The sequence below is a fragment of the Bacillus sp. 01N42_2 genome (assembly GCF_056399565.1).
In genome coordinates, this window is sequence record NZ_JBFTRO010000004.1 from 59,514 (window position 1) to 83,806 (window position 24,293).

Sequence of the window (24,293 nt, forward strand, 5' to 3'; positions counted from 1 at the left end):
ATACAGAAAAAGGTAAAGATGTTCACCTTATTAATATTAAATGGGTACAATATTCCCATTTTCTTATTATTTCGTATGAAGCGCCCGCGGCGAAACAAGCGGATACAGCCCGCCGTCTTTAGCAAAGGACATTTTCCCCGTTTCTTCTGAAACAACGAGCACGAGCGCATCAGTCACGGCCGAAAGACCCATCGCGGCCCTGTGGCGTGTCCCGTATTTGACGCCGACATTTTTTGTTGTGAGCGGAAGCACATTGGCCGCCGATATAACCCGGTTTTCTCTGACCAATACGGCCCCGTCGTGAAGCGGATTACCGGGGTAAAAAATACTCTCAATTAAAGCTGAACTGATTTCAGCATGCAGACTTGTCCCTTTTTGTATCATTCCGTCCAGCGGATCTGCCCGTTCAATCACAATCAGCGCTCCGTGCTTCTCTTCTGCCAGGTGCTGCACGGCTCTCGCCAGCTCTGTATAAGAAGGCGTGAAATGTTCGATATATGTCTGCAGGTAAAATGACGAAGCGACAGCCTGCATTTCCTGAAACGTATGTCCAAGTTCATCTAGTTCGCAAAGCAGGCATTGATCTTTTTCATCCAATGTCCGCAGTATCATTGCGGCATCCTCCGTAATTTGTTTCAGATACGTTTGGACGGCAGCGGTAAACGCACTTTCCGTCATTTGAGTGTGGCGCATGTCACATCAGCTCCTTTTCCTTATTTTCTGCATCCCGCGCATGGATATGCGCCTCAATGCGCACGATAATCAAGAAAGGAGGCGGGATTTGTATGGAACTCACAAAGCTGCTGCAGTATATCTGCACCTTTTTAGGTGTCATTTCACTTTCATTCATTTATGCCAAAATGTTTAAAAAGCCGAAACCGGATAAAAAAGAGTAGGCCGGGTTTCATTGCTTTTTATACATAAAATGTTATAATTTCTCTCGTTAAAATAAAGAAACGGGGAACCTAACTTGAGAGAAACGAACACGATCGGCCAAAAGGTCAGACAGCTGTTACATATCTTCATTCCGATTTTGATTACACAGGTCGGTCTTTCTTTGATTACCTTTTTGGACACGGTGATGTCAGGGAAAGTGAGCGCCGCGGATTTAGCCGGCGTTGCAATCGGTTCAAGCCTGTGGACACCGGTTTATACGGGACTGGCAGGAATTTTGATGGCCGTTACGCCCGTTGTGTCGCAGCTGTTAGGCGCAGGCAGACAAAAGGAAGCGCCGTTTTCCGTCATTCAGGCCGTTTACGTAGCGGCCATTCTCAGTGCGGCGGTCATCCTTATCGGCTTTTTCACTGTTGATGTGATTTTGGGACATTTGGGCCTGGAACCTCGTGTCCGGACGATCGCCAAACACTTTTTAGGGTTTTTATCTCTTGGCATTTTTCCTTTGTTTGTGTACGCCGTTTTGCGCTCGTTTATCGATGCACTGGGCAAAACGAGAGTCACTATGCTTATTACGCTCTGCTCACTGCCCATCAATTTTGTCTTGAATTATGTGTTTGTTTTCGGGAAATTCAACATGCCGGCATTGGGCGGAGTCGGTGCGGGGCTTGCTTCCGCCCTGACTTACTGGTGTATTTGCGCTATCAGCTTTTTTATCGTCTCAAGATTTGAGCCGTTTGCCGGATACTCTGTATTCCGGAAACTGTACCGATTTTCTCCGTCTGAATGCAGAAAGCTTTTGAAAATCGGTTTGCCTATCGGTTTTGCCGTATTTTTTGAAACGAGCATTTTTGCGGCTGTCACACTGCTTATGAGCCATTTCCAGACGGTGACGATTGCAGCCCACCAAGCGGCAATGAATTTTGCTTCCCTCTTGTATATGCTGCCGCTCAGCGTATCCATGGCGCTGACCATATTAGTCGGCTTTGAAGCAGGGGCAAAACGCTACAGGGATGCCCGGTCATACAGCTATATCGGCATTGTGATGGCCCTTTGTTTTGCTTTATGCACGGCTGCTTTCATTTTGCTGTTCAGACCGCAAATCGCCGGAATGTATACATCAGAACCGGACGTGCTTATGTTGACGCAGCACTTTTTAATCTATGCTTTGTTTTTCCAGCTTTCTGATGCCGTGGCAGCTCCGATCCAAGGCGCTCTGAGAGGATATAAGGATGTCAATTATACACTCGGTGCGGCTTTTGTTTCGTATTGGATCATCGGGCTTCCTCTCGGTTATGCAGTCGGCACTTATACGAGCCTCGGGGCATACGGCTACTGGATCGGTTTAATTGCGGGACTCGCCGCAGGAGCTGTCGGATTATTCTTCAGACTGCTCAAGCTGCAAAAGCGTGATGTGAAAAAAATGATGATTTCATAGAGGAGGAACAGAATTGCCAACACATAAACTGCTGTACGATTATTTAACCGAACGGGCGGAGGAAATCAGTCAGACATGGTTTGATACCCTTCATGATACGGATCCTGATTCTGTTTATGCTTCTTCTGACCCGGCGGTAATCACGAATCTGAAAAAACAAAATCTGACGTTTAATTATCAAATCAATCGGATTTTTTCTGAGAAGAAGGAAGTTTATACAGCGGCATTGGAGAAGTGGGCGTTCGAAGCCGCACAGGATAAAGAACATTTAAAAACTCCTATCCATTACATCATTCGCGAGTTTATCAGAGTTCGTGATTTGTATGTCGGCCATGTAAAGCAGTTTACCAAACTGCATTCAGACACCGTCACAGAAGAAGATGCTGAAGATATATTCCATACGCTGATTAAATCATTTGATGTGGTCATTCATATTTTCATAGAAGAGATGTATAAAAACACACACATTCAGCTTGAAGCGCAAAAGGAGTTGATCACCGAGCTGAGTTCGCCTGTCATAGTGCTTTTTGACAATGTCGGACTGCTGCCGCTGATCGGGGATATTGACACGGCAAGAGCCAAAATGATCTTAGAAAATACGCTGCACCAATGTTCAGAGAAACGGATCACGCAGCTGTACATTGATTTATCAGGCGTGGCCATGATTGATACGATGGTTGCCCAACAGCTTTTCACTTTAATTGAATCACTCGGAATGCTCGGCGTGAAAGCGACATTATCCGGAATCCGGCCTGAAATCGCCCAAACCGCGGTGCAGCTCGGCCTGAGTTTTTCAAATTTATCAATACGGTCTTCGCTTGCGGAAGCGATCGCTTCCGATCTGACATTAAAAAAAGGATAAGGCTGAAACGCCTTATCCCTTTTTTTATCAGTCTTTCCACGGATATGTCCAATACACTTCTTCTTCAAACCAGGTTTGGAGAACCGGCTCGTTATTTTTTATTTTTTCTTCCAGCTCTCTCAGCATACCTTCTGTTTGAGTGCGATGCGCTTTTAAGGCATTCATTTTAATATCGGCGACCTCTTTAATATCAAGAATGACATCAGGCTTGCCGACGGCTTCCTCCCTGTTGCGGGTGATGGCCATGCAAAGCGTGCGCGGGCGGTCCTCTTTTTTCTTTCTGTAAAGCGCTCTGATGACCGCTTCGCCGCATGCATCATGATCCGGATGGACACCGTGTCCCGGATAGAATGTGACAATCAGACTCGGTTTTACATCGTCGATAATCTCTTCCATCATATCCGCGAGCCACTCGTCATCTTCAAATTCAAGTGTTTTATCACGAAGCCCGAGCATTCTCAGGTCAGTGATGTCCATTGCTTTACATGCGTCTATCAGCTCTTGCTTTCTTAACAGCGGCAATGTTTCACGGTTTGCGAAAAAGGGATCCCCCATGTTTCTGCCCATTTCTCCAAGCGTTGCGCATGCATACGTAACGGGAATATCTTTTTGTCTGTGTAAAGCAATCAGCCCTGCCACTCCGTATGATTCATCATCAGGGTGAGGCAGGATGACGAGTACGTGTTCTTTCATGATTTTCACCCTTTTCTTTAAACTGTAAACGGCTTTTCGCTGATTTGAAGCGAAATCGCCAATTTTCCGCCAGGCAGATGCCCTGCCATTAACAGACGGTCTTCGTCATCTACTGTATATTCAGTCAGGCCTTCTGCATAAATCCAGCCCTCTTCAGTTTTCAAACCGACGCGGTACGGGCCGTTCCCTTTGATTTTCGCCTGATGGTACGTCACTTTTGCATTGCGTATATAGGCTACAACCGTCATGTTTTTCTCATTCAGATGCGCTGAATAAGAACCGGTCGTTGTTTCCAAATGGATATATACAGGACGATCGGCAAATCGTTCTAAAGAAGTTTGCACATCTTCTTTTATGATCGCTTTCATAGCTGCTCCCCTCTTTCTTCTTTTAAAAATTGCAATCGCTTCGTATGTAGTTCAACCAATTCATATTTCTCAATCGGCTGCAGCCGGGAATCTACAATTCGCTGCACCGCCAGAGCAAATTTTTCCTCGGGCGTCTTTCGGAGCCTCGGATGTGTTCTTTGATCAAGCAGTTCCAGATCAATTGCCTTCTCCGCTTCTTCAAGGGTTGAAGCCGGGAGTGTGCGATTATTCCACAGCGCCTGATAGGCTTTTACGATGTCTTTATCAGTGCCCATTGTACAGCTCCTTTACATACTCGTAATGATTATACATAATTTAAGCTATCACTGGAAAGCGAAAGGCTTAGCGGCTTTTTAACGGCCGTTTCCATTTTATCTGTGAAAAGGTAAACAAGAGCAATGCTGCCCATATACAAATGAAGGTAAACGCTTTTTGCCCGGAAAACGGCTCATGATATACAAATACGCCGAGCATAAGGGTAATGGTGGGTGATATATATTGCAAAATGCCGACTTGATACAGCGGCAGTCGTTTTGCCCCTTCTGCAAACAGTAACAGCGGCAGGGCTGTAAATACGCCTGCGAAAAAAAGGAGCGCCCATGTTTCTGCGCCCAAGGACCCGGAAGTGCTCCCGTCAGCCGCATAACCTAAATAAATAAGAGCAGCCGGAGTAATCAGAAGCGTTTCCAAAGTCAGTCCGATTGTGCTGGACATGCGGGTTCTTTTTTTGCATAAGCCGTACAGGCCGAAACTGAACGCAAGCAGCAACGCGATATAAGGAACTGCGCCATACTGAAACGCCGATATGATCACGGCCGCTCCGGCAATCGAAACAGCTGCTATTTGCAGTCTGTTCAGCTTTTCTTTAAAAAATAGGATGCCCAAAAGAACGGAAACGAGCGGATTAATATAGTAACCGAGACTTGCTTCAAGCAAAAACCCGTGGTTAACTGCCCATATGTACACAAACCAATTAATGGATATTAAAACAGAAGCGAAAAAAAGCGCCAGCAGGCCCCCTTCAGATTTTAAAAGACACAGTTCACGCCATCCGGTTTTCCATTTTTTAAGCACAGTTAAAAGCACACACATGAAAACAAACGACCATATAATTCTGTGAGCTAAAATGTCCAATGCGGGTATATGTTCAAGCAGCTTCCAATAGACCGGAAACAGCCCCCACATGGCAAATGAACAAGCGGTATAAATGATCCCTTTTCTTGCGGTATTCCCTTGCACGGCCTTCCCCTTCCTTTCTGTAAACAGATTATATTATATCACGGGAAGGTTACGGCGGGCATATACTATGTTGTCCGTTAAGAAAGGGTGAGATGCCGTGTTTGATTGGAACAGATATTTTCCCTTCCAAAATCAGTTCTCTAAAGAAACGTTTAAAAATGCAGATCCGAAAGATGTGGAGACATATGTCAACCGAGTAATGGAAAGTGTATTCGGCGCCGGTTATGCCGGGCAGTTCCCTTTTCGCGACCCGATGTCCCAAAAGGCCGAGCCGGTCGAAGCAGAACCGCCCAAGCCGGAAATTGACCTGTTTGAAACATCCGATCATGTTTTTGCGAAAATTCCCGCTGAGCAGGATGAACTCGACCGGATCAGGATTAAGCATACGTCACACAGCCTCGTGGTAGAGAACAGCAGTCTGGCGGAAGGAAAAAAAGAAATTGTTCTTCCGAGCCTCGTCAAACGGAAAGGAACAAAGGCAGTCTATAAAGACGGGATGATTGAAGTCATGTTTTCAAAACTGGAAGACTACAATTTATCGGAAGTGGAGATTTTAAGATAAAAAAACGGCCCGCGTGATGCAGGCCGTTTTTTCTTTAATAAAATGGCGGGTAACCGCCGACTCCCGGCCCGAAACCGCCATATGGGCCTCCGTATCCGTAACCGGCGAAACCGTACGGATACCGGGGTCTCGTAAAACCTGTGGCAATCACGCCTCCTAGAAGACCGCCTAAAAATCCGCCGAATAAAGGAGCGCCGAACAAAAAAGGACTTCTCACCGGAAATCCGGCAGGCCCGAAATTCCCGCGATACAACGCATGACGAGGGTACATGTTTTTCCTCCTTTATGTCTGCTTATTCTTAAAGGTATTCATAAAGTGCGGAAATTGATTGGGCGATAGTAAAAGTGATGGATGTTGGTTAGTGAGTTGTAATGCGGATTTAAAGGATTAGAGAAAAATCCTGTTTGCAATGGCGTATATCATAAAACATTTGATATTTGCTCCTGCTGCGGGTTTGAGTTCGGCTACAGTGAAGACCATGATGTAAGATTAGGGTTTATTGTAACGCCTGATCATTTACTTGAAGCGGCATTTCAATTGTACCGGAAACAGTAGATTGAGAGAGGGATGAGATTATTTTCTCCAGATGATGTTCCGGCGGAATGTAAAAATGGTCATTCCCTTACATTCGATGCTTTATTGAGGCAATTAAAAGGCTTAAATCTCGATCTGAGCAATTTTGACATCAATGGTTTTGACAAAGATTGACCATTTCATTAAGAAAAGGCTGCCTTGGGCAGCCTTTGTTATTCATGACACGATTCGTCTTTGACAGGCCCCCCGGGCTCGCAAAAACTGTCTGCCCATTTTTGCATTTCCTGAAAAACGGCTTGCAGGGCCATGCCTTTATCAGTCAGCTTATAAATGACTTTGACAGGCGTTTCAGGCAGCACCTGGCGCTCGACGATCTCATTTTGTTCCAGCTCTTTGAGCCGCTCCGCGAGCATTTTTTGGCTGATCGTCGGTATGGTTTCGGTCATATCTTTAAAACGTTTCGGCCCGTCTATCAGTACATGGATAATGAGGCCGTTCCAGCGCTTTCCCAAAAGAGAAAAAGCGGATTCCATTTTAGGACACATTGTATATCCCATGTGAGTTCATCCCTTCATCTATGAATTGACAAGTTTTCTGTAATCCATTAAAATTAGTTCTCAAGTTACATTTAGTAAGCTTCTAACTTTTCTATTATAATAACACGTTTATCCGAAGGAGGAAACAAGATGACATCCGTATTAGACGTTTTGAAAGAACGCGCATCCGTTAAAGAATACGATAAAGATGCGGTCATTACAAAAGAGGAATTAACAGAACTTCTGGACATTACAACGCAAGCCCCTTCCGCCTGGAACCTTCAGCATTGGCATTTCCAAGTATTCCACAGTGATGAGGCAAAAGCTGCCCTGCTTCCGGTTGCCTTTAATCAAAAACAGATTATTGAATCTTCAGCTGTCATTGCCGTATTAGGCGACTTAAAAGCAAACGAAAATGGTGAAGACGTTTATGCTGAACTGGCTGAGCAAGGCAATATTACAGAAGAAATCAAACAGACGCTGTTAAGCCAGATTAACGGTGCATACCAAAATGAACAGTTTGCCCGTGATTCAGCATTTTTAAACGCTTCTTTAGCGGCGATGCAGCTGATGATTGCTGCAAAAGCTAAAGGCTATGATACTTGCGCGATCGGCGGATTTAATAAAGAGCAATTCGTGAAGGAATTCGACGTGAGCGAACGTTTTGTTCCCGTCATGCTGATTTCAATCGGTAAAGCCGTTAAGCCTGCGCACAAAAGCAACCGGATCCCTGTATCACAAGTGTCAACTTGGCTGTAAGATGAAAAAAACCCTTAGTCCGCTTAAACGGACTAAGGGTTTTTTTATAGGAATCGCTCACTGTACCAGGTTCGTGCCTGCTCGGCTTCCTGCTGTGTGAGCTGATGGCCGCCCTCCTGCCAAACAAGAGAAACGGATGCACCAGCAGCAGTCAGATATTGATAAAGCTCCTCCGATTCTTCTTTTGTACAAAGCGGATCCCGCTTCCCTGCACCGATAAAAACAGGCAGCCCTGCCATATCAGGGAGCTTCACTCCGCGAATCGGCACCATCGGATGATGAAGAACCGCCCCTTTCAGTACGTCTTTATAATGAAACAAAAGACTTGCCGCAATGTTGGCGCCGTTTGAATAGCCGGCAGCAATCACGTTTTCTCTGCTGAATCCGTACATTTGCGCCGCTTCATCAATAAAATTCTTTAATTCTTCCGTCCGTTCAATTAAATCTTCCTCGTCAAATACGCCTTCTTTCAGCCGCTTAAAAAAACGGGGCATGCCGTTTTCAAGCACCGATCCTCTGACGCCGAGCAAGCTTGCTTTCGGATCTATAAAACGTCCGAGCGACAGAAGATCGTGTTCATTTCCCCCCGTTCCGTGCAAAAGCAGCAAAACATTTTCTGACGTTCCTTGTTCAAATACATGTTTCATCATCATTCTCCTTTCTCCATTTTGGGAAGAATAGCGGTTATTTGATCGCGGTGCTCTTCCAGCCATTCCGGAAGTTTCAGCTCTGTACCGAGATTTTCAAAGGATTCATCCGTCGTAAATCCCGGTTCATCGGTTGCCATTTCAAATAAAATGCCGCCGCTTTCTCTGAAATAAATTGATGTAAAGTAAGATCTGTCAAGAATGTCAGATGAAGCAAGATGAGAATCAGCCAGAATCTTCTTCCATTCCGCCTGCTCTTTTTTAGTGGTGCGGAAAGCGACATGATGAACTGTCCCGTAACCGCCGACACCTGCTTCTTTCGGCGCAAGGTCAACATCAATGATATGTCCGATCCGTGCCTCCGATTGCAGTCTGACAATCTGATTTTCTTCCCCTGTCTTTGAATAGCCGAAGCGTTCCATTAGAAATTGAATGGTTGCTTCAGGACGGTACGAGTACAGTAGAACACCCCTCATGCCTGTAATCGCTTCTTTTTCAGTAATGCCCGCAGGAGTCCATTCACTCTGTCCGCTTCTTTCATCTTCCATTATGGCAAGCGGCAGGTCTTCTGTATCATCAAAGAGAAGCACTTGTTCAGAAAGCATAGTCTGCTCTTTTACAGGTATGCCGTTTTCTTCAAGCCGGCGCTGCCAAAACGCGAGTGCCCCTTTCGGCACAGAGAAATAAATTCTTCCGGCCTGCCCTTTTCCCACGGTTCCCGGGCGGCTGCCCTGAAAAGGGAAAAATGTAATAATCGTGCCGGGTTCTCCGTCTTGGTTGCCGAAATAAAAATGATATGTGGCCGGGTCATCAAAATTAACGGTTTTTTTAACGAGCCGCAAGCCCAATATTTCAGTATAAAACCGCAGATTTTCAGCAGGATCTTTCGCAAATGCGGTAACATGGTGCAATCCTTGAGTATTCATTGTATTCACTCCTAAATATCTTGACTTCGAGATATTAACTATTCTAATTTACTATGAATGAAGTTGCAACTAAAGTGTTTCGGTTAAAAAAGTAATAGAATTCTTTTTTTTCTGAAAAATTTCTTGTGATCTTATCTGACAACTGCTATGATAAGGAGCATTATCAGGTTTCAGGAGGAAAGTAAATGGTCAGAAAAGCACTAATTTTCATTCTTATTTTAATCCCTTTCAGCCAGCTGGCTCTTTTGTCAGTCGCTAATCGGGTTCATCCGATCATCATCGGTCTGCCGTTTTTTCATTTCTGGCTGCTTTTATGGATCGCAGTCACTCCATTATGTTCGTTTCTTATTTATAGACTGCAGAAGAAACAAGGAGGACTGGACTGATGCCCGCAAATATAACAGCATTGATCATTACAGCCGTCATCGTTTTAACCGTTGTCTGCATCGGCTTTATAGCCGGGAGAGACAAATCATCACGCACTTCTGTTGAAGAATGGTCTGTGGGGGGCAGACGGTTCGGCGGGCTGCTCGTCTGGTTTTTAGTCGGCGCGGACCTCTATACGGCTTATACGTTTTTAGGCTTGACAAGCACCGCCTACACAGGGGGAAGCGTAGCTTTTTTTGCAATTCCGTATTCTGTTTTGGCGTATTTTATTGCTTATTTCTTTCTGCCGAAGCTGTGGAAAGTGGCAAAAATCCATAAATTAACGACGCTTGCCGATTACGCCCGTGAGCGCTTTGACAGTAAGCTTTTGGCCAGTCTTGTCGCCATTGTCGGCGTTCTTATGCTCATTCCTTATATCTGTCTCCAGCTGAGCGGCATTCAGGATACGCTTCAGGTGGCCGGAACGGGTGTCATTAATGTTAATATGGTCGTTATCATCTCCTTTATTCTTGTAGCGCTGTATACCTTTTTCAGCGGAATTAAAGGACCGACGTTTACGGCAATTATTAAAGACATTCTGGTGTGGGTGATTATGCTGTTTATGGTCGTGTCGCTCCCGGTGATCCATTTTCACGGGTGGACACCGATGATTCACACCTTGGCGGAAAAAGCGCCGCAAATGCTGACGATCCCAGACTCGGGGCCGAAAGGAATTCCTTGGTTTATCACCGCTTCCATCGTATCTGCCTTGGCGCTCTTTATGTGGGCGCATGCGGCAACTGGTGTATTCACGGCAAAAAGCGCGGATGCCGTCCGCAAAAACAGCATGTTTCTTCCGCTTTATAATATTGTTTTAATTCTTGTTATTTTTCTCGGCTTTATCGCATTTCTTGTCCTGCCGGAAGATACTAATCCGCGGCTCGCTTTATTGAAGCTGATTCAAACGTCATACGGCGGGGTCGCCCAAGGCTTTGCTTATTCCACGATCGCTCTTGCTTCTTTGATTCCCTGCTCTATTATGGCGATCGGAGCATCAAACTTATTTGCGAATAACTTATATCGGGATTTGATTCACCCGAATGTGTCACCAAACAAGCTGACGATGATCACCCGTTCAATGGTATTTGTCGTCATCGGGCTCGCGCTTTTATTCGGCATGCTGTTCCCGACTGCGCTCGTTACGCTTCAGCTTCTCGGCGTTTCCGGCATGGTGCAGATCTTTCCGGCGATCGCCGTCAGTCTGTTTTGGAAGAATCAAACGAAAGAAGCGACAATTATCGGCCTTCTCGTCGGTCTTATCGTGACATTCACCGTAAATATCACCCAATCCGCCCACGGTATATATGAAGGCTTTTGGGGTTTGACCGCTAACATGGCAGCCGTTATTATCCTTAACCCGTTTTTTGTAAAAAAAGCGGCTTCAAACGCCGTCAAAGACGGTTTATTCAAAAAAACGCCCTCTGATAAACTGAATCAAAAAGGCGCTTAACAAAAAAAGCCGGCACATTGATGTGCCGGCTTTTTTACTTTTTGTGCTGCCATTTGTAGGTGGCGACGGTTTTTGCCGGGATGACGGCTTCAAACTGCCGATTCCCTGAAACAACGTGGAATTTTTGGTCGGCGGATGTCTGGTTGATGACGACTGTTACAATAGATTGATCAGGATTAAGGAACGAGACATTCGTGACGCTATTTTTGGAGCCGTAATTACTTTCTATCCGTTTGGCTCCGCGCTCGACAAATTTTGAAAAATTGCCTGTCATATGATAGATCGGGATATTCCAATAGCGGTCAGGGTTTTTAGCATCCTGAATAAACAGCGTCGGGTCCGGGGTGCCTATCCAATGGTGCGTCTTGATTTGACTGTCGAGCATCGTCACCCACGCATTGTAGCTGGACGCGCCATTGCGGAAATACTGCGCGATCCGGTCCGCCCCTGCCGTCCCCCAGACGGACCGCTCCGTTAAGTGAATGGATTTATCGGGGTACCTTCTTCCGATTTCCGACATAACGGAAAGGTCTCCGTCATAATCATGGAAAGCAATGCCGTCTGCCGCCTGATTTCCTTTTTTATCATCTAAAATCGGCGGAATATAGTTCCACGCCCCGCTTGCATTGTGATCATAAATCCAAATTTTCGTGTCAATTACGTGTTTTTTCAATTCTTTTTTCACGGCTATCGCCAGTTTGCGCTGCTGAGACGGCGGCATGTACATGCTCGGATAGTCGATTTCCAGCAAAGGTTCATTTTGAAGGGTCATCGCATAAATCGGGATTCCCTGCTTTTCGTATGCTTCAATAAATTTGCGGAAATAAACGGCCAGCTCACCGATATATTGATTTTTCAGCTTTCCCCTCTTGAGGTTTTCATTCGTTTTCATCCATGCCGGCGGGCTCCACGGTGAGGCAATGATTTTCAGCTTCGGATTGATCGCCAGCGCTTCTTTGATTGTTGATGTAATGTGTAAATCAATATCCTTTTGAATCGAGAAATTTTTGAGTTGTGGATCTTTTTGGCCCTCAGGCATATCATCATATGTGTAAAATTCCTGTGCCGTAAAATCTGATGTCCCTATCGTTATGCGGATGACGTCCATGCCGATGCCTTCATTGGGATCAACCAGTTTTTTTAACACTTCTTTTCTTTTTCCGGGAGACATTTTCGATAAATTATGGATGGTCGATTCTTCCAAAGATGATCCTATGCCTAACACACTTTGATAACGGTGCGATGGATCAATATACACGGCAGCGGAGTCAGAAGGCTTCTTTTTTGTCAATGTCAGGGGTGTTTGTTCGTCTAAGGCATAATTCACTTCTTTTGGCCCGTCATACCACGTACGGGAAGCCGGATCTTTTTCCGAGCTGTACCACACCCTGACTTTATTTTTGTCCGGAGCATTCCGATCAGCCGCATGTGCTTCGGTTTCCAAGCTGCTTGAAAATAGAAAGGAAAGCAAAAGAAAAGCAACCGTAATGAACAGACCTTTTTTAATAAACATTATCATCATTCCCTTCCTGGTTTATGAATGCGCTTTCAAATATACTGATAAAGAGAAGGCTTCACACAGTTTGAGAAGCCTTCTCTTTTAACATACACCTTTAGGATACAAATGAGCCGTTTGTTTCAATCACTTTTTTATACCATTCAAATGAGTCTTTCTTGAATCGCTTCATTGACCCATTGCCTTCATTATCCCGATCAACATAAATCATACCGTAGCGTTTTTTCATTTCACCGGTTGTAAATGATACGATATCGATAATTCCCCATGGTGTATACCCCATTACATCCACACCATCATATGTGACCGCTTTTTCCAAAGCTTTTATATGTGACGCTAAATATTCAATTCTCGCTGTGTCATGGATTGAACCGTCCTCTTCTAACGTGTCAATAGCGCCGAATCCGTTTTCCACGATAAATAAAGGTATCTGGTAGCGGTCGTATAAGCGGTTTAATGTGTACCGTAAACCGGTCGGATCAATTGCCCATCCCCAATCACTCGCTGTAATATAGGGATTTTCCACACCGTTTGGCAATCCTCCGTTTACGACATCCCCGGTATTATCGTTTATCACGTCACTTTTTACGGTAGTAGACATGTAATAACTGAATCCGAGATAGTCCACCCTGCCGTTTTTCAAAATCTCTTCATCACCGTCTTCAAAGCGGATCCGGTAGCCCTCTCTTTCAAACTCTTTTAACGCATAACTCGGATAATATCCGCGAACCTGCACATCCGGGAAGAAAAAGCGCTGCCTCATCGTTTCCTCAGCCAGCATTACATCTTCCGGATTGGATGAGTAAGGATAAATCGGGACATGTGATACCATCGCTCCGATCCTGAAATCAGGATTGATTTCCTTTCCCTTTGAAACAGCCAATGCACTCGCCAGCAATTCGTAGTGGCCGGCCTGGTACATGACTTCTTTTGCGTTTTCGTTTTCTTTGACGGCGACACCTGAGTTCGTCCATAAAAAGATCGGATTATTCACATCCATCTTGTTGTTGATTTCGTTAAACGTCATCCAATACTTCACTTTATGTTTATAGCGTTCAAAACACACTTCAGCGAACTTTACAAAAAAGCCGATTGTTTTTCTGCTTCTGAAACCCCCGTATTCCCTCGCCAAATGCAGCGGCATCTCAAAATGCGACAACGTAATCACCGGTTCAATCCCATACTTCAGCAATTCATCAAACACCCGGTCGTAAAAAGCCAATCCTTCCTCGTTAGGCTCCGTTTCATCACCTTTAGGAAAAATTCTGCTCCAGCCGATAGAGGTTCTTAAACATTTCAGTCCCAGCTCGCTGAATAATGCGATGTCCTCTTTATAACGATGATAAAAATCTATGGCTTCATGATTCGGGTAAAATTCCCGCTCTTCAATTGTATCTGTTATTTTCCGGGGCACACCATGCGCGCCCGCCGTCATAACGTCCACTACACTCGGCCCTTTACCGCCTTTGTTCCAGCCCCCTTCAAATTGATGGGCGGCTAGAGCGCCTCCCCATAAAAAGTCTTTTGGCAATGTTCCCATCATTCATGTCCTCCTTTTTTGACCGCCGCTTGTTACGCCGAATAGATCCGCTTTGCAAGATTGGAAGAATGCTTTGCATTTACATGAAAAGTCAGTTTTCTCATTATACATTAACATTATAATTGTACCGGTACAATTTATCAATGCATAAACAATCATATTTATTTCACAAAATGGCTTTTCAAAACGATTATGCTATAATTCTGAAAGAAGCGGGACAATAAATGAATGAGGAATGTATATGTTAAAATACCAGCAAATCGCGATGGATATTGAAAAATACATAGAAGAGCATCAGCTTCAGCAAGGGGATAAACTACCTGTGCTGCAAACCTTAATGACCCAGTTTAACGTGAGCAAAAGCACGATCACAAAGTCCTTGGATCTATTAGAAAAAAAGGGAATTGTGTTTCAAGTCAGAGGAAGCGGCATTTTTGTCAGGCGGAATAAAAGAAAAGGGTATATCAGCCTGCTTTCCAATCAGGGATTTAAAGAATCTCTTGAAGATTTTAATGTCACCTCCAAATTATTGGCGCTGGAAGTGAGAAAGCCCACACCTGAGGCTGCACAAAATCTGAATATGCCGTCTGACGGCGAGGTGTATTATGTCAAACGTATCCGGTATATTGACGGGAAGACATTATGTATCGAGGAGTCATTTTACAACAAATCGATTATTCCGTATTTGAATAAAGAGATCGTATCAGAATCAATATTTGATTATATTAGGGAAGGTCTCGGATTGAAGCGCGGTTTTTCAGATCTATATTTGTATGCGGGAATGTTAAATGAAGAAGAAGCGGAGTACTTAGGACTGTTTACAGGAGCGCCTAAACTTTGCGTTGAAACGATTTTTCATTTAACCAACGGCCAGCCGTTCGACTTTTCAAAAGTCACCTATCACTATGAACAATCGCAGTTTTTCATTCAGGCGAACAGCTACCTTTTTGAACAGGAAACGACGTAAGCAGGATTACAAACAGAAAACACCCAATGCGTGACAGACGCACTGGGTGTTTTTTTACTTCTTCATGTTCTGATTTAATGTTTCAACGGCTTTTTTCATTTGTGTATCGTTGTCTGCAAGCTGTTTTTGCAGATCTGTCATCAATTTTGCCGTTGTGTCTCCTGTTAAAATGCCTGTTTCTTTCAGTTTCTCTTTTGCCTGAAATTGTTTGACGGCTTGTTCAAATGCTTTGTCATATGTGCCGTTTACATTCACGCTGTATCCCAGCGCTTTCAGCATTTTTTGCGCATTGGTGACGTCCGTTCCGGAATCCCCGTATTTGTACGTTTTTTTCGCATCTAAAAACGGCAGGTTCGCATAATCAGGCAGCTTAACCTGATATTGCGGTTTGATGCCTTTTTTATGAATCCATTCTCCGTCCGCTGTCAGCCATTTTGCGATTGTCAGTTTAACGGTTGAACCGTCGCTGTAATCCTTTGCCGTCTGAACGGTCCCTTTTCCGAACGTTTTCTCTCCGACCAGCGGAATGCCCGATGATTCATGCAGCGCAGCTGACATGATTTCCGCGGCGCTCGCGGTGCCGTCATTGACGAGGACGACTGTCGGTTTTGTCACTTTGCGCTCTTTCGTTGCTTTCATGACCTCTTTCGTGCCGTCTTTGTATTCGACCTGCATAATATTTTTCCCTTTATCGATAAACATGTTGCTCATTTTGATGGCTTCATCCATCAGGCCGCCCGGGTTGCCTCTTAAATCCAGAATGTATCCTTTCGCTCCTTGTTTTTCGAGTTTGTCAATGGCTGAATTCAGCTCTTTTGCCGTCGATTCGGAGAAAGATGTGATTTGGATTTCGCCGATGTCCCCTTTTTTCATTTCAGAGTACACCGTTTCAACCGGAATGGTGTCACGTTTGATCGACAGGTTCAGATCGCCGACACCCGCTCTGTGCAGCACAAGCTTGACGCTTGTCCCTTTTTTTCCGCGGATTAACGCGACGGCTTCGTTTACATTCAGGCCTTTGACGCTTTTGCCGTCAACCTTCAAGATCTGATCATTCGGTTTAATCCCCGCTTTTTCCGCAGGAGACCCTTTGATCGGCGATACGATCAGAATGCTTCCGTCCTTTTCTTCCACTTGTGCGCCAATACCTTCAAACGAAGCGGAAATTGTTTCTTCAAATGACTTTCCTTCCTGAGGGTCCATATAAGAAGAATACGGATCATCCAGGGAACTGATCATGCCTTTTATCGCTCCGTCTACTAATTTGCTGTCATCTGTTTTTTGATAGTAATCACTTTTAATCTGCTCATAGGCTTTATTGAATTTCTCAAATTTGCTGTTCGTCAAAGCAGCCGAGCCTTGTCCGAAAATGGTCGTATTGCCCGTAATAAACAGCGTAAGCGCCGAGGCTGCGACCGCAGTGATCAATATGATAAAAAACAGTTTAAATTGCCGCTTCAAGAAAACACCACCTTTTTATTCTTACATTATTATCATAGACGAACGCTCATTCGTCAACTTCAAACGTGAGGCGCCCTTCTTTCCCGTTTACCCAAACCTATGCTTTTCTCCCAACATATGCTGAGGAAGAAAGGAGGATTCGGACTTTGAGCAAATATTTAGAAATGCTGTCCTTATTCGGAGTCGGAGGGGCTCACCCCGGCGGACTCGCTTTTTCTAAAGCTGTTCTCGCAAAAGCGGCTCCTCCTCCTGGCGAGCCGATCCTTGACGCCGGCTGCGGAACGGGACAGACGGCCGCTTATCTCAGCCACCTGCTGTATCCCGTCACCTGTGTTGATAAGGATCCCCTTATGCTTGAAAAGGCAGCAAAGCGATTTGCCGCTGAAGGCTTAACCATTCAAAGCTATTTGGCGGAGCTTGAGCGGCTTCCGTTTACTGAAAATCAGTTTTCTGCCGTTCTCTCTGAATCAGTTCTCACCTTTTCAAAGCTTGATTCATCGCTGTCTGAAATACTGCGGGTCCTTAAACCAGGGGGCATGCTGATCGGCATTGAGGCAGCTTTGAAAAAACCCCTGCCGGAAAACGCTGTCACGCAGTTAAAAGACTTCTACGGTTTTACCGTATTGCAGGATGAAGCGGCATGGAAGCAGATACTGCTTCAGCAAGGCTTTCAAAAAGCGGATTTCATTCCCGCTTTCTATGAAAACAATGCGCAGGAACCGACTACAGAAATGGATTTATCGCCCGTTATCCAGCCGGTTCACTACGATACGCTGACGGCTCATTACGATCTTATGCAGAAGTACGGTGAATATATGGGACACTGCGCTTTTGTCGCTTACAAGTAAAACGGCGATTGTCCTCCTGTTTTCGTCCAACCTTTTTTACGCACTCTATCATAAGCTGACATAGAAAGATAGGTTGGATAGGAGGAGAAAAGATGCAAAACTATTATCATCTTTGCCGGCAGCACCATGGAAAAGTAGCAAGAATTACAGAACGAAACGGCAGAGTCCACGTCGGAAGAATCGTACGGGTGACAAAAAGTAAAGTGTATATCGCCCCTGTCGGCGGCCGTCACAGAGGGTACGGATTCGGTTATTGGGGAGGAGGCTGGGGAGGCTGGGGAGCAGCCTACGGTATCGGCCTTGGTTTAATTACCGGATTTGCGCTTGGAGGTTTGCTCTTCTGGTAATAAAGAAAGCCCGCTACATTTATTTTTTAAAAGCGGGCTTTTTCTTATTATACTTTCTTTACTTCATTAAAATATTCTTCAAGAGTTAACTGATGGTCATGGATGGCTTTTGCCGCTTTTTTGCCTACATAACGCAAATGCCATGGTTCATACTCATACTTTGTTACATTTTCTTTGCCTTTTGGATAGCGGATGATAAAGCCGTATTCATACGCATGGTCTTTCACCCATTTGCCGTCAGCCGTGTTTCCGAACGCTTCATTCAGCTCATATCCGTTGCTTTTGCTGGAAATATCCATGGCAAGCCCCGTCTGGTGTTCGCTTTGCCCGGGGTATGCGACGGCTTCTTTCGCTTTCTTTTCACCTTTCAGACTGACTTCATTATCGAAAATCACTTTTTGTCTGTCATAAGAGCGGTATCCTGAAACCGCAACCAGGTCATAGCCTTCTTTTTTCCCCGCGTTGAACAATTCCGCCAAAGCATCGGCGGCAGGTTTGCGGATATATCGTTTCTCAATTTTCTCAGTGAAAGAAAATTCAACTTTCGGGATGACGAGATCCTCCGGTTTATAATCTCCCGGCAGCGTGTATGTCTTATTCACGAGCGCAAGTGTATTTGTCGGGTTTTGAATGGTTTCAAGCCCGTTCACTTCTTTAATGTCATTAAAATATTTGCTCTCCAATACAAAATCGCTGTCTTCTGTCTTCGTTGTTTTTTTGCTTGATGTGTCATCTGATTGTTTTGTTTGAGCCGTTGTTTTTGTGTCCTTATGGCTGTCGCCGCCTGAAATGCTGCAGCCGGTGCCCACGATTGCGGTTACGCTGAGAGCAGCAGCAAGCGAGAACCATTTAGTGGATTTCTTCATTTTACCCTTACCTTTCTTTTTTCGAATCAGAGCGGTGCATAAAGAAGAGGGCTGCTTTTATCAGCATGACCCTCATCTCAAGTTTACGATACAGTATGCAGCGCCAGTTTTATCATATCATGAAAAGTCGTTTGACGCTCTTCTGCGGTTGTCTCTTCTCCCGTTAACACGTGATCGCTTACAGTCAGGATAGACAGCGCTTTTTTGCCGTATTTTGCGGCAAGCGTATATAAAGCAGTCGTTTCCATTTCTACGCCGAGGACGCCGTATCTCGCAAGCTTTTCGATTTGCGAGTCTTCATTGTAAAACTGATCGGCGGTGAATACGCTTCCGACGGCTACAGGAAGGTTATTTTTTTGCGCTTCCTGGTACGCTTTATGAAGAAGGTCGAAATCTGCGCAAGGCGCATAATCCACACTTCCGAAAGCGACTCGGTTCATCTGTGAATCGGTTGAAGACGTCATAGCCAAAATCACGTCGCGCACCTTCACGTCATTACGGATGGCTCCGCATGAACCGACTCTGATCAGGTTTTGAACATCATAGCTTTGAATCAGTTCATTCACATATATAGAGATAGACGGAACACCCATGCCGGTGCCTTGCACTGATATTTTTTTACCGTTATATGTACCCGTAAATCCGTACATTCCTCTGACTTCATTATAGCATTCCACATTTTCAAGGTAAGTTTCCGCAATAAATTTCGCTCTCAGCGGATCTCCCGGCAAAAGCACTGTATCCGCAATCTGACCTTTTTCTGCGTTTATATGTACACTCATTTCCATTTCCTCCTGCCTATTCAAACTCCCACCCATTGTACACTGAATAACGGTAAGAGACAATCATCAGCATTGATCAGAGCGATCTTGGGCAGAATATGCGGGATGACAGCCTAAGGAAAAGGAGTGAGCATAAATGGGCAAAAAACAGCGCAACCGGGTGACCGGCCAGAAAAAGAACAATCACGTACCCGTTTCAGACGTGATTGCAGCTGATGAAGCGCATGGAAAAGAGCATTCCGCCGCTAAACGGAAGCCTTAAAACAAAACGGAAGCCGGCTGAAAATTCAGCCGGCCCCGCCTTACCTCGGCTGGACGAGCAAACGGTTGATTTTGCTCCATCCCGCAGGGTTAAGCCTGTAGTAGGTCTTTCCTTTTCTTCCTTCGTCTATGAGTATGACATCTCCGGTCGCTATGAATCTGGCTTGATAGTCATTTGGAACCGTATCAGGCACATTAAAAACAGAAAATGCCCTTTCCAGTGCGTCTTGATGATTGTCAGCGGCCAGCTCTGTCCGATAGACGACCCTGTATCCCTTTTTCTCGCCGTAGCGAGGTGTTTGAAAAATCGTCACATCATAGGCACAAGTCTTTTTTTTAAACACGGGCAGCGATAACAGCATCAAGATCCCTCCCTCTTATTTCTTAATAGTATTAGCGTTTTTTCTCAATTTTCCTGTCTCTATTTTTGTCGAAAAGGGTGATACTTTTCGTCAAAGAGCGCAAATAGAGAGACGAGGCAAAGTCCGAGACTGAATCCGGCAAGAACATCCGTCGGAAAATGCGCGCCTAAATAAATTCTGCTGAGCCCGATCAGGATGACGAGAACTCCGGTAAAGACGGAGACGGCCCGCTTTCTTTTCGTGAAGAAAGGAACGTGCTTGATTAAAAAGTAGGCGATGACGGGATACATCACTGCCGAATTCATGGAGTGGCCGCTCGGAAAGCTGTATGAGGTTTCATGGACGAGCGGCTCAAAAGCGGGTCTGGCTCTTTCGATCAATTCTTTTATTTTTATGTTTATTATTCGTTCAATGAGGAAGAGAAGCGGCAAAAACACAACATCAGGCGTTTTTTTGTACATATACAGGGCCGCTCCCGTCAAAAGAAGAAGCGGTAAAAGCACCGCAGTCGTGCCGAGCTCTGTTATCCATAACATCAATTCATTCAGCCAGGCAGCCCTGATCCTGACCGCCGCTTCTATCACCCTCTCGTCAAAAACCCGGACAGCATCGATCCGGATGGCTGCTGCGAGCAGAATAAACAATGCGAAAAGACCTGCTGGCTTGTACAACGTTTTCCCCCCATTTTTCATTCTCCCGAGCCGATTGAAAAAACCGAAGCTTTTTTCACTTCGGTTCCGCAGTTTCAGTCTTCATCAAGCTCTTCGTCTATCATACATTTTTCTAATAAATAATCAAAGGTGATGTCGGCTATTTCAAAGATCTCCTCTTCACTCGGTATGTACCCGCGCATAGCAAGCTGACTGTAAAAAAAATCGGCTATCTCTTCTGTGTCAATCACAAGATCTATTTCTTTCATGCAAACACCGCCTCCTTTTTTATGTTTTATGAAAAAACCCTTCAAATTATACCCGAAAGTTCTAATCGCTTTGTCCGCTCATATACTTTTAAAAAAACAAGCCCCCGGAGGGAGAAAAGATGATGACGAAAATGATGGCTTTTTTGGACGGAGATGGATTTGATATCGTATTGGAAAAAGTGCTGAAAGGAATGTCGTTTGTAATCTTTGCCGGCTGTCTGCCCTGGTTTTTATATGTCACCGTCCGTTTTTTTGCCGGCTAGCTGAAATGCTCCCGCAGGCTTTCCAGCACAAAATTCATCATATCTTTATATTCTTCGTCACCGAACATATCATAAAGAATCTTATAATCGTTATAAATATCAAGGAGCTCATCTACAATCGATACCGCCAGCACATGCAGGGTATCAAGATCATCAGCATCGCCTTCAAACTGAAGAAGAGCGGACGCGGCGGTATCCTCGCCGATCTCATGAGATGCTTCCCCAACATAGTGGACAAACAGCAGCTGATGCACAAACTGATCCATTTCATATTTTCTCAGAACCAGCGTGAGATCCTCTTCCTCCGTTTCAAGCCACTCTCCGTCTTTCAGCCGAGTCAGCTCATAAATAATATCCTCCCAGCCATCCTCTAAATATCTCCATATTTCAGTTCTGTGACCGATGATACGGAATAATTCTTTTCCGTAGTCCTTTACATATACGACGTCGCCGATCAGAAACTCATATTCAATATCCAATTTTTCCATATCAACAATTACGCCCTCATAATCTTTATAAAGCTGGATAGACGATTCAAAATAAAGCACTTCATTATGGTTGACTTCGTAAAGATAATGTTTATCAATTTGATGAACCTTCGTAATGGTGCCGACGGTTCCGTACATCACGACGACCACGATATCTCCCACTTGAAATTTCGGTTTATTTGGCTTCATGCTGTCTCCCCCTTGCCGCGGACTGTCATACGCTATCGTATGCCGGCCGTCATTATTTCGCATGGGCATGAAAACCACAGGAAATATCCATTTCTGCACCTGTTCAACATGTCAAAAAAACCGCACAATGTCATGTGCGGTTTTTCGTCAGGCGTGATGCACCTCGGTCTCATATTTTTCCCAAGCCTCATCAAATGTCGACATCGTTTCTAAATAATCGGCGCTCAGTTCTAAATATGAACTGAGCTCATGATAATCGCTTGACGTTTTCGGAAAGCCATGGTCTTCATATGCCTGATTCGCAAATCGGCTGATTGCGTCCTGCGGCTTAGGATGCCTGTATTTCATTAAATAGTGGTAAAAGGATTTCATGGGTTTCCCCTCCTGATGACTGTCTTTTGTTGTACTATTATACATTTCAAAAGTGAAATTACAACAAAAGAAGACTAGGAGAAGTCAAAATAATTCCGTTTCAATATCCGTTCTGTCTGCATCAGCTCTTGATATGTGAGTGTTTCCGGTAATTTTTTGGCGTCGACTAAAAAAAGCTGATTTTCGATTTCGCCTATGACCGCTTCCTCCTGATACGTCATCCCGCAGGAAGAACAAGCGAACGCGGGTGTGTCTGTAATTTCTATGGCCCTCGTACCGTCAGGAAGCTCCCAGTATACAGCCGACTGACAAGCTGACGCCTTCTGATTGCCGCACCACTCGCATGGCTTCACGGCGATTCACCCCCGACTTCCGAGCCTTCTTTTTGCTCTTTCTTCTGCTGTGCTATAAATTTCTTTTCTTTTAATTCATCTCTCTTTTCCCTCCGGTCTTTCAGCGTTTCATGATCAGGGTTAGAAGTAAACTCTTTCCTCCTGCTGATTCGCGATACATTTTCCGGTGTGAAAGAGACCTCTTTATCCGCGAAAATAGCGCTTAGTCCGACCGGCTCGCGTTTGGCCATCGTCCCCGGAAAAACAGATTCAAAATAGTCGTCGGCTTGATTCGGGATATAGTTTTCCGGTTCGGGATAAGATGTAATCACCCCTTCAAAGTTTCTGATCACAACTTTCTCCGGACTTTGGGAGAGCAAATAGTTCGGCTGCAGGGCAATTTTTCCGCCTCCGCCCGGGGCATCGACGACAAAAGTCGGCACGGCAAAACCCGTCGTATGCCCCCTCAGCCCTTCAATGATTTCCAGACCTTTTGACACGGGCGCTCTGAAATGACCGATTCCCTCTGACAAATCACATTGATAAATATAGTACGGGCGGACGCGGATTTTCACTAAATCATGCATGAGCTTTTTCATAATCGGCACCGAATCGTTAATGCCCGCCAAAATAACGGCCTGGTTTCCGACCGGAACACCTGCGTTGACAAGCTTTTCACACGCCTCAACCGATTCTTCCGTCAGTTCGATGCTCGTATTAAAATGAGTGTTCAGCCAGACCGGATGATATTTTTTCAGAATCTGACAAAGGTTATCCGTTATCCGCTGCGGAAAAACGACAGGCGCTCTCGTTCCGATCCGGATAATTTCGAGGTGAGGAATGTCGCGAAGGTTTTTCAAAATATATTCGAGAATCTGATCGTTAATTAAAAGCCCGTCACCGCCGGAAATGAGACAGTCACGTATTTCAGGCGTTTCCCGAATATAAGCGATCGCCGCATCAAGCTGTTTTTTCGGCACGCCCATCCCGATCTGCCCGGAAAAGCGCCTTCTGGTGCAGTACCGGCAGTACATCGAGCATTGGTTTGTCACGAGAAAAAGAACGCGGTCGGGATAGCGGTGCGTAAGGCCGGGCACCGGCGAATCTTCATCTTCAAACAGCGGATCTTCGAGGTCATATTTCGTTTTGTGCATTTCTTCTGACAGCGGCACGGACTGCATGCGGATCGGACATCTCGGGTTATCGGGATCCATTAAGGAAGCATAATAAGGCGTAATGTTCAGAGGAATCGTTTTTACAGACATTCTGACGCCTTCTTCTTCCTCTTCGGTCAAATGAATGACTTTTTTCAGGTCATCGACGGTTCTTACGGTATGAGTGAGCTGCCACAGCCAATCATTCCACTTTTCTTCCGGCACATCCTTCCATAATTCAATCTCCTTCCAATGACGCTTCGGCTGAAACCACTTATTTGTCAAACGAAT

At 45.0% G+C, this 24,293-nt stretch carries 32 protein-coding genes and 1 pseudogene; 12 read left to right on the forward strand and 21 right to left on the reverse strand.

Annotated elements, in window-relative coordinates; all coding sequences use genetic code 11:
* Positions 1-66: 66 nt before the first annotated feature.
* A complete protein-coding gene (gene cdaS, locus AC1DN5_RS10755; RefSeq protein ID WP_016936614.1) occupies positions 67-693 on the reverse strand; it encodes a sporulation-specific diadenylate cyclase CdaS in 627 nt (208 codons plus the stop codon).
* 277 nt (positions 694-970) lie between these two features.
* Between cdaS and AC1DN5_RS10760 the strand changes: the two genes are divergently transcribed.
* Both AC1DN5_RS10760 and AC1DN5_RS10765 read left to right on the forward strand, forming a co-directional pair.
* Positions 971-2,332: an MATE family efflux transporter gene (locus AC1DN5_RS10760; protein ID WP_366969266.1), complete on the forward strand. Its 1,362-nt coding sequence runs from the start codon at positions 971-973 to the stop codon at positions 2,330-2,332.
* Positions 2,333-2,345: 13 nt separating this feature from the next.
* Positions 2,346-3,194, forward strand: a complete 849-nt coding sequence (locus tag AC1DN5_RS10765) for an STAS domain-containing protein (RefSeq protein ID WP_366969265.1) — start codon at positions 2,346-2,348, stop codon at positions 3,192-3,194.
* 27 nt (positions 3,195-3,221) lie between these two features.
* On the opposite strand, the gene bshB2 is transcribed toward AC1DN5_RS10765, so the two are convergent.
* The 4 genes from bshB2 to rarD form a co-directional block, all read right to left on the reverse strand.
* Positions 3,222-3,887: a bacillithiol biosynthesis deacetylase BshB2 gene (bshB2, locus tag AC1DN5_RS10770; RefSeq protein ID WP_015417637.1), complete on the reverse strand. Its 666-nt coding sequence runs from the start codon at positions 3,885-3,887 to the stop codon at positions 3,222-3,224.
* A 17-nt stretch (positions 3,888-3,904) separates the two neighbouring features.
* Positions 3,905-4,255: a YojF family protein gene (locus AC1DN5_RS10775; RefSeq protein WP_016936618.1), complete on the reverse strand. Its 351-nt coding sequence runs from the start codon at positions 4,253-4,255 to the stop codon at positions 3,905-3,907.
* Positions 4,252-4,530: a hypothetical protein gene (locus tag AC1DN5_RS10780; RefSeq protein WP_045926162.1), complete on the reverse strand. Its 279-nt coding sequence runs from the start codon at positions 4,528-4,530 to the stop codon at positions 4,252-4,254. Before AC1DN5_RS10780 ends, AC1DN5_RS10775 begins: the two co-directional genes overlap by 4 nt.
* Before the next feature lie 67 nt (positions 4,531-4,597).
* Entirely contained in the window at positions 4,598-5,494 is an 897-nt protein-coding gene (rarD, locus tag AC1DN5_RS10785; RefSeq protein ID WP_047474612.1) for an EamA family transporter RarD, read from the reverse strand.
* Between the two features lie 97 nt (positions 5,495-5,591).
* Here rarD and AC1DN5_RS10790 point away from each other — a divergent pair, with 97 nt between their 5' ends.
* Positions 5,592-6,056 carry a hypothetical protein gene (locus tag AC1DN5_RS10790; protein ID WP_016936621.1) on the forward strand — a complete coding sequence of 155 codons (465 nt, stop codon included), beginning with the start codon at positions 5,592-5,594 and terminating at the stop codon, positions 6,054-6,056.
* Positions 6,057-6,090: 34 nt separating this feature from the next.
* On the opposite strand, the gene AC1DN5_RS10795 is transcribed toward AC1DN5_RS10790, so the two are convergent.
* The gene (locus AC1DN5_RS10795; protein WP_049628635.1) at positions 6,091-6,327 is read right to left on the reverse strand and encodes a hypothetical protein; all 237 of its coding nucleotides are present in this window, start codon (positions 6,325-6,327) and stop codon (positions 6,091-6,093) included.
* 102 nt (positions 6,328-6,429) lie between these two features.
* On the opposite strand from AC1DN5_RS10795, the pseudogene AC1DN5_RS10800 reads away from it, so the two are divergent.
* A pseudogene (locus tag AC1DN5_RS10800) lies at positions 6,430-6,765 on the forward strand (hypothetical protein); the annotation flags it as partial.
* 38 nt (positions 6,766-6,803) lie between these two features.
* Here AC1DN5_RS10800 and yodB read toward each other — a convergent pair.
* On the reverse strand, positions 6,804-7,148 hold the full coding sequence (yodB, locus tag AC1DN5_RS10805; protein WP_016936623.1) for a transcriptional regulator YodB: 345 nt from the start codon (positions 7,146-7,148) through the stop codon (positions 6,804-6,806).
* A gap of 129 nt (positions 7,149-7,277) precedes the next feature.
* Here yodB and AC1DN5_RS10810 point away from each other — a divergent pair, with 129 nt between their 5' ends.
* Complete coding sequence (locus AC1DN5_RS10810; RefSeq protein WP_045926160.1) at positions 7,278-7,886, forward strand: nitroreductase family protein; 609 nt, start codon at positions 7,278-7,280, stop codon at positions 7,884-7,886.
* A gap of 44 nt (positions 7,887-7,930) precedes the next feature.
* Here the strand turns inward: AC1DN5_RS10810 and AC1DN5_RS10815 are convergent, their stop codons facing one another.
* Both AC1DN5_RS10815 and AC1DN5_RS10820 read right to left on the reverse strand, forming a co-directional pair.
* Positions 7,931-8,533: an alpha/beta hydrolase gene (locus AC1DN5_RS10815; protein WP_049628636.1), complete on the reverse strand. Its 603-nt coding sequence runs from the start codon at positions 8,531-8,533 to the stop codon at positions 7,931-7,933.
* A 2-nt stretch (positions 8,534-8,535) separates the two neighbouring features.
* Positions 8,536-9,459: a ring-cleaving dioxygenase gene (locus AC1DN5_RS10820; RefSeq protein ID WP_366969263.1), complete on the reverse strand. Its 924-nt coding sequence runs from the start codon at positions 9,457-9,459 to the stop codon at positions 8,536-8,538.
* Between the two features lie 185 nt (positions 9,460-9,644).
* Here AC1DN5_RS10820 and AC1DN5_RS10825 point away from each other — a divergent pair, with 185 nt between their 5' ends.
* Together AC1DN5_RS10825 and AC1DN5_RS10830 are read left to right on the forward strand one after the other, a co-directional pair.
* Positions 9,645-9,845, forward strand: a complete 201-nt coding sequence (locus tag AC1DN5_RS10825; protein ID WP_016936627.1) for a DUF3311 domain-containing protein — start codon at positions 9,645-9,647, stop codon at positions 9,843-9,845.
* On the forward strand, positions 9,845-11,335 hold the full coding sequence (locus AC1DN5_RS10830) for a sodium:solute symporter family protein (RefSeq protein ID WP_047474603.1): 1,491 nt from the start codon (positions 9,845-9,847) through the stop codon (positions 11,333-11,335). Before AC1DN5_RS10825 ends, AC1DN5_RS10830 begins: the two co-directional genes overlap by 1 nt.
* Before the next feature lie 34 nt (positions 11,336-11,369).
* Here AC1DN5_RS10830 and AC1DN5_RS10835 read toward each other — a convergent pair whose 3' ends face one another.
* Positions 11,370-12,848 (reverse strand): glycoside hydrolase family 30 protein, encoded by a 1,479-nt coding sequence (locus AC1DN5_RS10835; protein ID WP_366969262.1) that lies wholly within the window; start codon positions 12,846-12,848, stop codon positions 11,370-11,372.
* Positions 12,849-12,948: 100 nt separating this feature from the next.
* Positions 12,949-14,391 (reverse strand): 6-phospho-beta-glucosidase BglA, encoded by a 1,443-nt coding sequence (gene bglA, locus AC1DN5_RS10840; RefSeq protein ID WP_366969667.1) that lies wholly within the window; start codon positions 14,389-14,391, stop codon positions 12,949-12,951.
* A gap of 241 nt (positions 14,392-14,632) precedes the next feature.
* Here bglA and AC1DN5_RS10845 point away from each other — a divergent pair, with 241 nt between their 5' ends.
* Positions 14,633-15,358 (forward strand): GntR family transcriptional regulator, encoded by a 726-nt coding sequence (locus AC1DN5_RS10845; protein ID WP_016936631.1) that lies wholly within the window; start codon positions 14,633-14,635, stop codon positions 15,356-15,358.
* Positions 15,359-15,412: 54 nt separating this feature from the next.
* Here AC1DN5_RS10845 and ctpA read toward each other — a convergent pair whose 3' ends face one another.
* Positions 15,413-16,819, reverse strand: coding sequence for a carboxy-terminal processing protease CtpA (ctpA, locus tag AC1DN5_RS10850; RefSeq protein ID WP_045926156.1), 1,407 nt, complete (start codon positions 16,817-16,819; stop codon positions 15,413-15,415).
* Positions 16,820-16,965: 146 nt separating this feature from the next.
* On the opposite strand from ctpA, the gene AC1DN5_RS10855 reads away from it, so the two are divergent.
* Together AC1DN5_RS10855 and AC1DN5_RS10860 are read left to right on the forward strand one after the other, a co-directional pair.
* Positions 16,966-17,667 carry a class I SAM-dependent methyltransferase gene (locus AC1DN5_RS10855; RefSeq protein ID WP_016936633.1) on the forward strand — a complete coding sequence of 234 codons (702 nt, stop codon included), beginning with the start codon at positions 16,966-16,968 and terminating at the stop codon, positions 17,665-17,667.
* Positions 17,668-17,759: 92 nt separating this feature from the next.
* Positions 17,760-18,014 carry a hypothetical protein gene (locus AC1DN5_RS10860; RefSeq protein WP_016936634.1) on the forward strand — a complete coding sequence of 85 codons (255 nt, stop codon included), beginning with the start codon at positions 17,760-17,762 and terminating at the stop codon, positions 18,012-18,014.
* Positions 18,015-18,061: 47 nt separating this feature from the next.
* Here AC1DN5_RS10860 and AC1DN5_RS10865 read toward each other — a convergent pair whose 3' ends face one another.
* Entirely contained in the window at positions 18,062-18,880 is an 819-nt protein-coding gene (locus AC1DN5_RS10865; RefSeq protein WP_045926154.1) for a M15 family metallopeptidase, read from the reverse strand.
* An 83-nt stretch (positions 18,881-18,963) separates the two neighbouring features.
* Positions 18,964-19,662, reverse strand: a complete 699-nt coding sequence (gene deoD / locus AC1DN5_RS10870; protein ID WP_047474591.1) for a purine-nucleoside phosphorylase — start codon at positions 19,660-19,662, stop codon at positions 18,964-18,966.
* Between the two features lie 136 nt (positions 19,663-19,798).
* Here deoD and AC1DN5_RS10875 point away from each other — a divergent pair, with 136 nt between their 5' ends.
* Positions 19,799-19,924, forward strand: coding sequence for a hypothetical protein (locus tag AC1DN5_RS10875; protein ID WP_003153701.1), 126 nt, complete (start codon positions 19,799-19,801; stop codon positions 19,922-19,924).
* A gap of 40 nt (positions 19,925-19,964) precedes the next feature.
* Here AC1DN5_RS10875 and AC1DN5_RS10880 read toward each other — a convergent pair whose 3' ends face one another.
* The 3 genes from AC1DN5_RS10880 to AC1DN5_RS10890 all read right to left on the reverse strand — a co-directional run bounded on the left by AC1DN5_RS10880 (position 19,965) and on the right by AC1DN5_RS10890 (position 21,204).
* Positions 19,965-20,285 (reverse strand): YodL domain-containing protein, encoded by a 321-nt coding sequence (locus AC1DN5_RS10880; protein WP_003153700.1) that lies wholly within the window; start codon positions 20,283-20,285, stop codon positions 19,965-19,967.
* A gap of 59 nt (positions 20,286-20,344) precedes the next feature.
* Complete coding sequence (locus AC1DN5_RS10885) at positions 20,345-20,956, reverse strand: phosphatase PAP2 family protein (RefSeq protein WP_016936637.1); 612 nt, start codon at positions 20,954-20,956, stop codon at positions 20,345-20,347.
* Between the two features lie 74 nt (positions 20,957-21,030).
* The gene (locus tag AC1DN5_RS10890; RefSeq protein ID WP_013352563.1) at positions 21,031-21,204 is read right to left on the reverse strand and encodes a YozD family protein; all 174 of its coding nucleotides are present in this window, start codon (positions 21,202-21,204) and stop codon (positions 21,031-21,033) included.
* Positions 21,205-21,323: 119 nt separating this feature from the next.
* On the opposite strand from AC1DN5_RS10890, the gene AC1DN5_RS10895 reads away from it, so the two are divergent.
* Positions 21,324-21,467, forward strand: a complete 144-nt coding sequence (locus tag AC1DN5_RS10895) for a hypothetical protein (protein ID WP_014418137.1) — start codon at positions 21,324-21,326, stop codon at positions 21,465-21,467.
* Here AC1DN5_RS10895 and AC1DN5_RS10900 read toward each other — a convergent pair.
* The 4 genes from AC1DN5_RS10900 to kamA form a co-directional block, all read right to left on the reverse strand.
* The gene (locus AC1DN5_RS10900; protein ID WP_016936639.1) at positions 21,464-22,144 is read right to left on the reverse strand and encodes a hypothetical protein; all 681 of its coding nucleotides are present in this window, start codon (positions 22,142-22,144) and stop codon (positions 21,464-21,466) included. The two genes, AC1DN5_RS10895 and AC1DN5_RS10900, sit on opposite strands and share 4 nt — an antisense overlap.
* Positions 22,145-22,291: 147 nt before the next feature.
* The gene (locus AC1DN5_RS10905) at positions 22,292-22,516 is read right to left on the reverse strand and encodes a YozE family protein (RefSeq protein ID WP_016936640.1); all 225 of its coding nucleotides are present in this window, start codon (positions 22,514-22,516) and stop codon (positions 22,292-22,294) included.
* 74 nt (positions 22,517-22,590) lie between these two features.
* Positions 22,591-22,869 (reverse strand): YokU family protein, encoded by a 279-nt coding sequence (locus AC1DN5_RS10910; RefSeq protein WP_016936641.1) that lies wholly within the window; start codon positions 22,867-22,869, stop codon positions 22,591-22,593.
* Positions 22,866-24,287 carry a lysine 2,3-aminomutase gene (kamA, locus tag AC1DN5_RS10915; RefSeq protein ID WP_045926152.1) on the reverse strand — a complete coding sequence of 474 codons (1,422 nt, stop codon included), beginning with the start codon at positions 24,285-24,287 and terminating at the stop codon, positions 22,866-22,868. Before kamA ends, AC1DN5_RS10910 begins: the two co-directional genes overlap by 4 nt.
* Positions 24,288-24,293 lie beyond the last annotated feature (6 nt).

Excerpts from the sequence above, each read along its gene's own strand:
- cdaS (WP_016936614.1), bottom strand. The coding sequence starts at position 693 with ATGCGCCACACTCAAATGACGGAAAGTGCGTTTACCGCTGCCGTCCAA.
- bshB2 (WP_015417637.1), bottom strand. The coding sequence starts at position 3,887 with ATGAAAGAACACGTACTCGTCATCCTGCCTCACCCTGATGATGAATCA.
- AC1DN5_RS10775 (WP_016936618.1), bottom strand. The coding sequence starts at position 4,255 with ATGAAAGCGATCATAAAAGAAGATGTGCAAACTTCTTTAGAACGATTT.
- AC1DN5_RS10780 (WP_045926162.1), bottom strand. The coding sequence starts at position 4,530 with ATGGGCACTGATAAAGACATCGTAAAAGCCTATCAGGCGCTGTGGAAT.
- AC1DN5_RS10795 (WP_049628635.1), bottom strand. The coding sequence starts at position 6,327 with ATGTACCCTCGTCATGCGTTGTATCGCGGGAATTTCGGGCCTGCCGGA.
- yodB (WP_016936623.1), bottom strand. The coding sequence starts at position 7,148 with ATGGGATATACAATGTGTCCTAAAATGGAATCCGCTTTTTCTCTTTTG.
- AC1DN5_RS10810 (WP_045926160.1), top strand. The coding sequence starts at position 7,278 with ATGACATCCGTATTAGACGTTTTGAAAGAACGCGCATCCGTTAAAGAA.
- AC1DN5_RS10815 (WP_049628636.1), bottom strand. The coding sequence starts at position 8,533 with ATGAAACATGTATTTGAACAAGGAACGTCAGAAAATGTTTTGCTGCTT.
- AC1DN5_RS10820 (WP_366969263.1), bottom strand. The coding sequence starts at position 9,459 with ATGAATACTCAAGGATTGCACCATGTTACCGCATTTGCGAAAGATCCT.
- AC1DN5_RS10825 (WP_016936627.1), top strand. The coding sequence starts at position 9,645 with ATGGTCAGAAAAGCACTAATTTTCATTCTTATTTTAATCCCTTTCAGC.
- AC1DN5_RS10830 (WP_047474603.1), top strand. The coding sequence starts at position 9,845 with ATGCCCGCAAATATAACAGCATTGATCATTACAGCCGTCATCGTTTTA.
- AC1DN5_RS10835 (WP_366969262.1), bottom strand. The coding sequence starts at position 12,848 with ATGTTTATTAAAAAAGGTCTGTTCATTACGGTTGCTTTTCTTTTGCTT.
- bglA (WP_366969667.1), bottom strand. The coding sequence starts at position 14,391 with ATGGGAACATTGCCAAAAGACTTTTTATGGGGAGGCGCTCTAGCCGCC.
- AC1DN5_RS10845 (WP_016936631.1), top strand. The coding sequence starts at position 14,633 with ATGTTAAAATACCAGCAAATCGCGATGGATATTGAAAAATACATAGAA.
- AC1DN5_RS10860 (WP_016936634.1), top strand. The coding sequence starts at position 17,760 with ATGCAAAACTATTATCATCTTTGCCGGCAGCACCATGGAAAAGTAGCA.
- AC1DN5_RS10865 (WP_045926154.1), bottom strand. The coding sequence starts at position 18,880 with ATGAAGAAATCCACTAAATGGTTCTCGCTTGCTGCTGCTCTCAGCGTA.
- deoD (WP_047474591.1), bottom strand. The coding sequence starts at position 19,662 with ATGAGTGTACATATAAACGCAGAAAAAGGTCAGATTGCGGATACAGTG.
- AC1DN5_RS10875 (WP_003153701.1), top strand. The coding sequence starts at position 19,799 with ATGGGCAAAAAACAGCGCAACCGGGTGACCGGCCAGAAAAAGAACAAT.
- AC1DN5_RS10880 (WP_003153700.1), bottom strand. The coding sequence starts at position 20,285 with ATGCTGTTATCGCTGCCCGTGTTTAAAAAAAAGACTTGTGCCTATGAT.
- AC1DN5_RS10890 (WP_013352563.1), bottom strand. The coding sequence starts at position 21,204 with ATGAAAGAAATAGATCTTGTGATTGACACAGAAGAGATAGCCGATTTT.
- AC1DN5_RS10895 (WP_014418137.1), top strand. The coding sequence starts at position 21,324 with ATGATGACGAAAATGATGGCTTTTTTGGACGGAGATGGATTTGATATC.
- AC1DN5_RS10900 (WP_016936639.1), bottom strand. The coding sequence starts at position 22,144 with ATGAAGCCAAATAAACCGAAATTTCAAGTGGGAGATATCGTGGTCGTC.
- AC1DN5_RS10905 (WP_016936640.1), bottom strand. The coding sequence starts at position 22,516 with ATGAAATCCTTTTACCACTATTTAATGAAATACAGGCATCCTAAGCCG.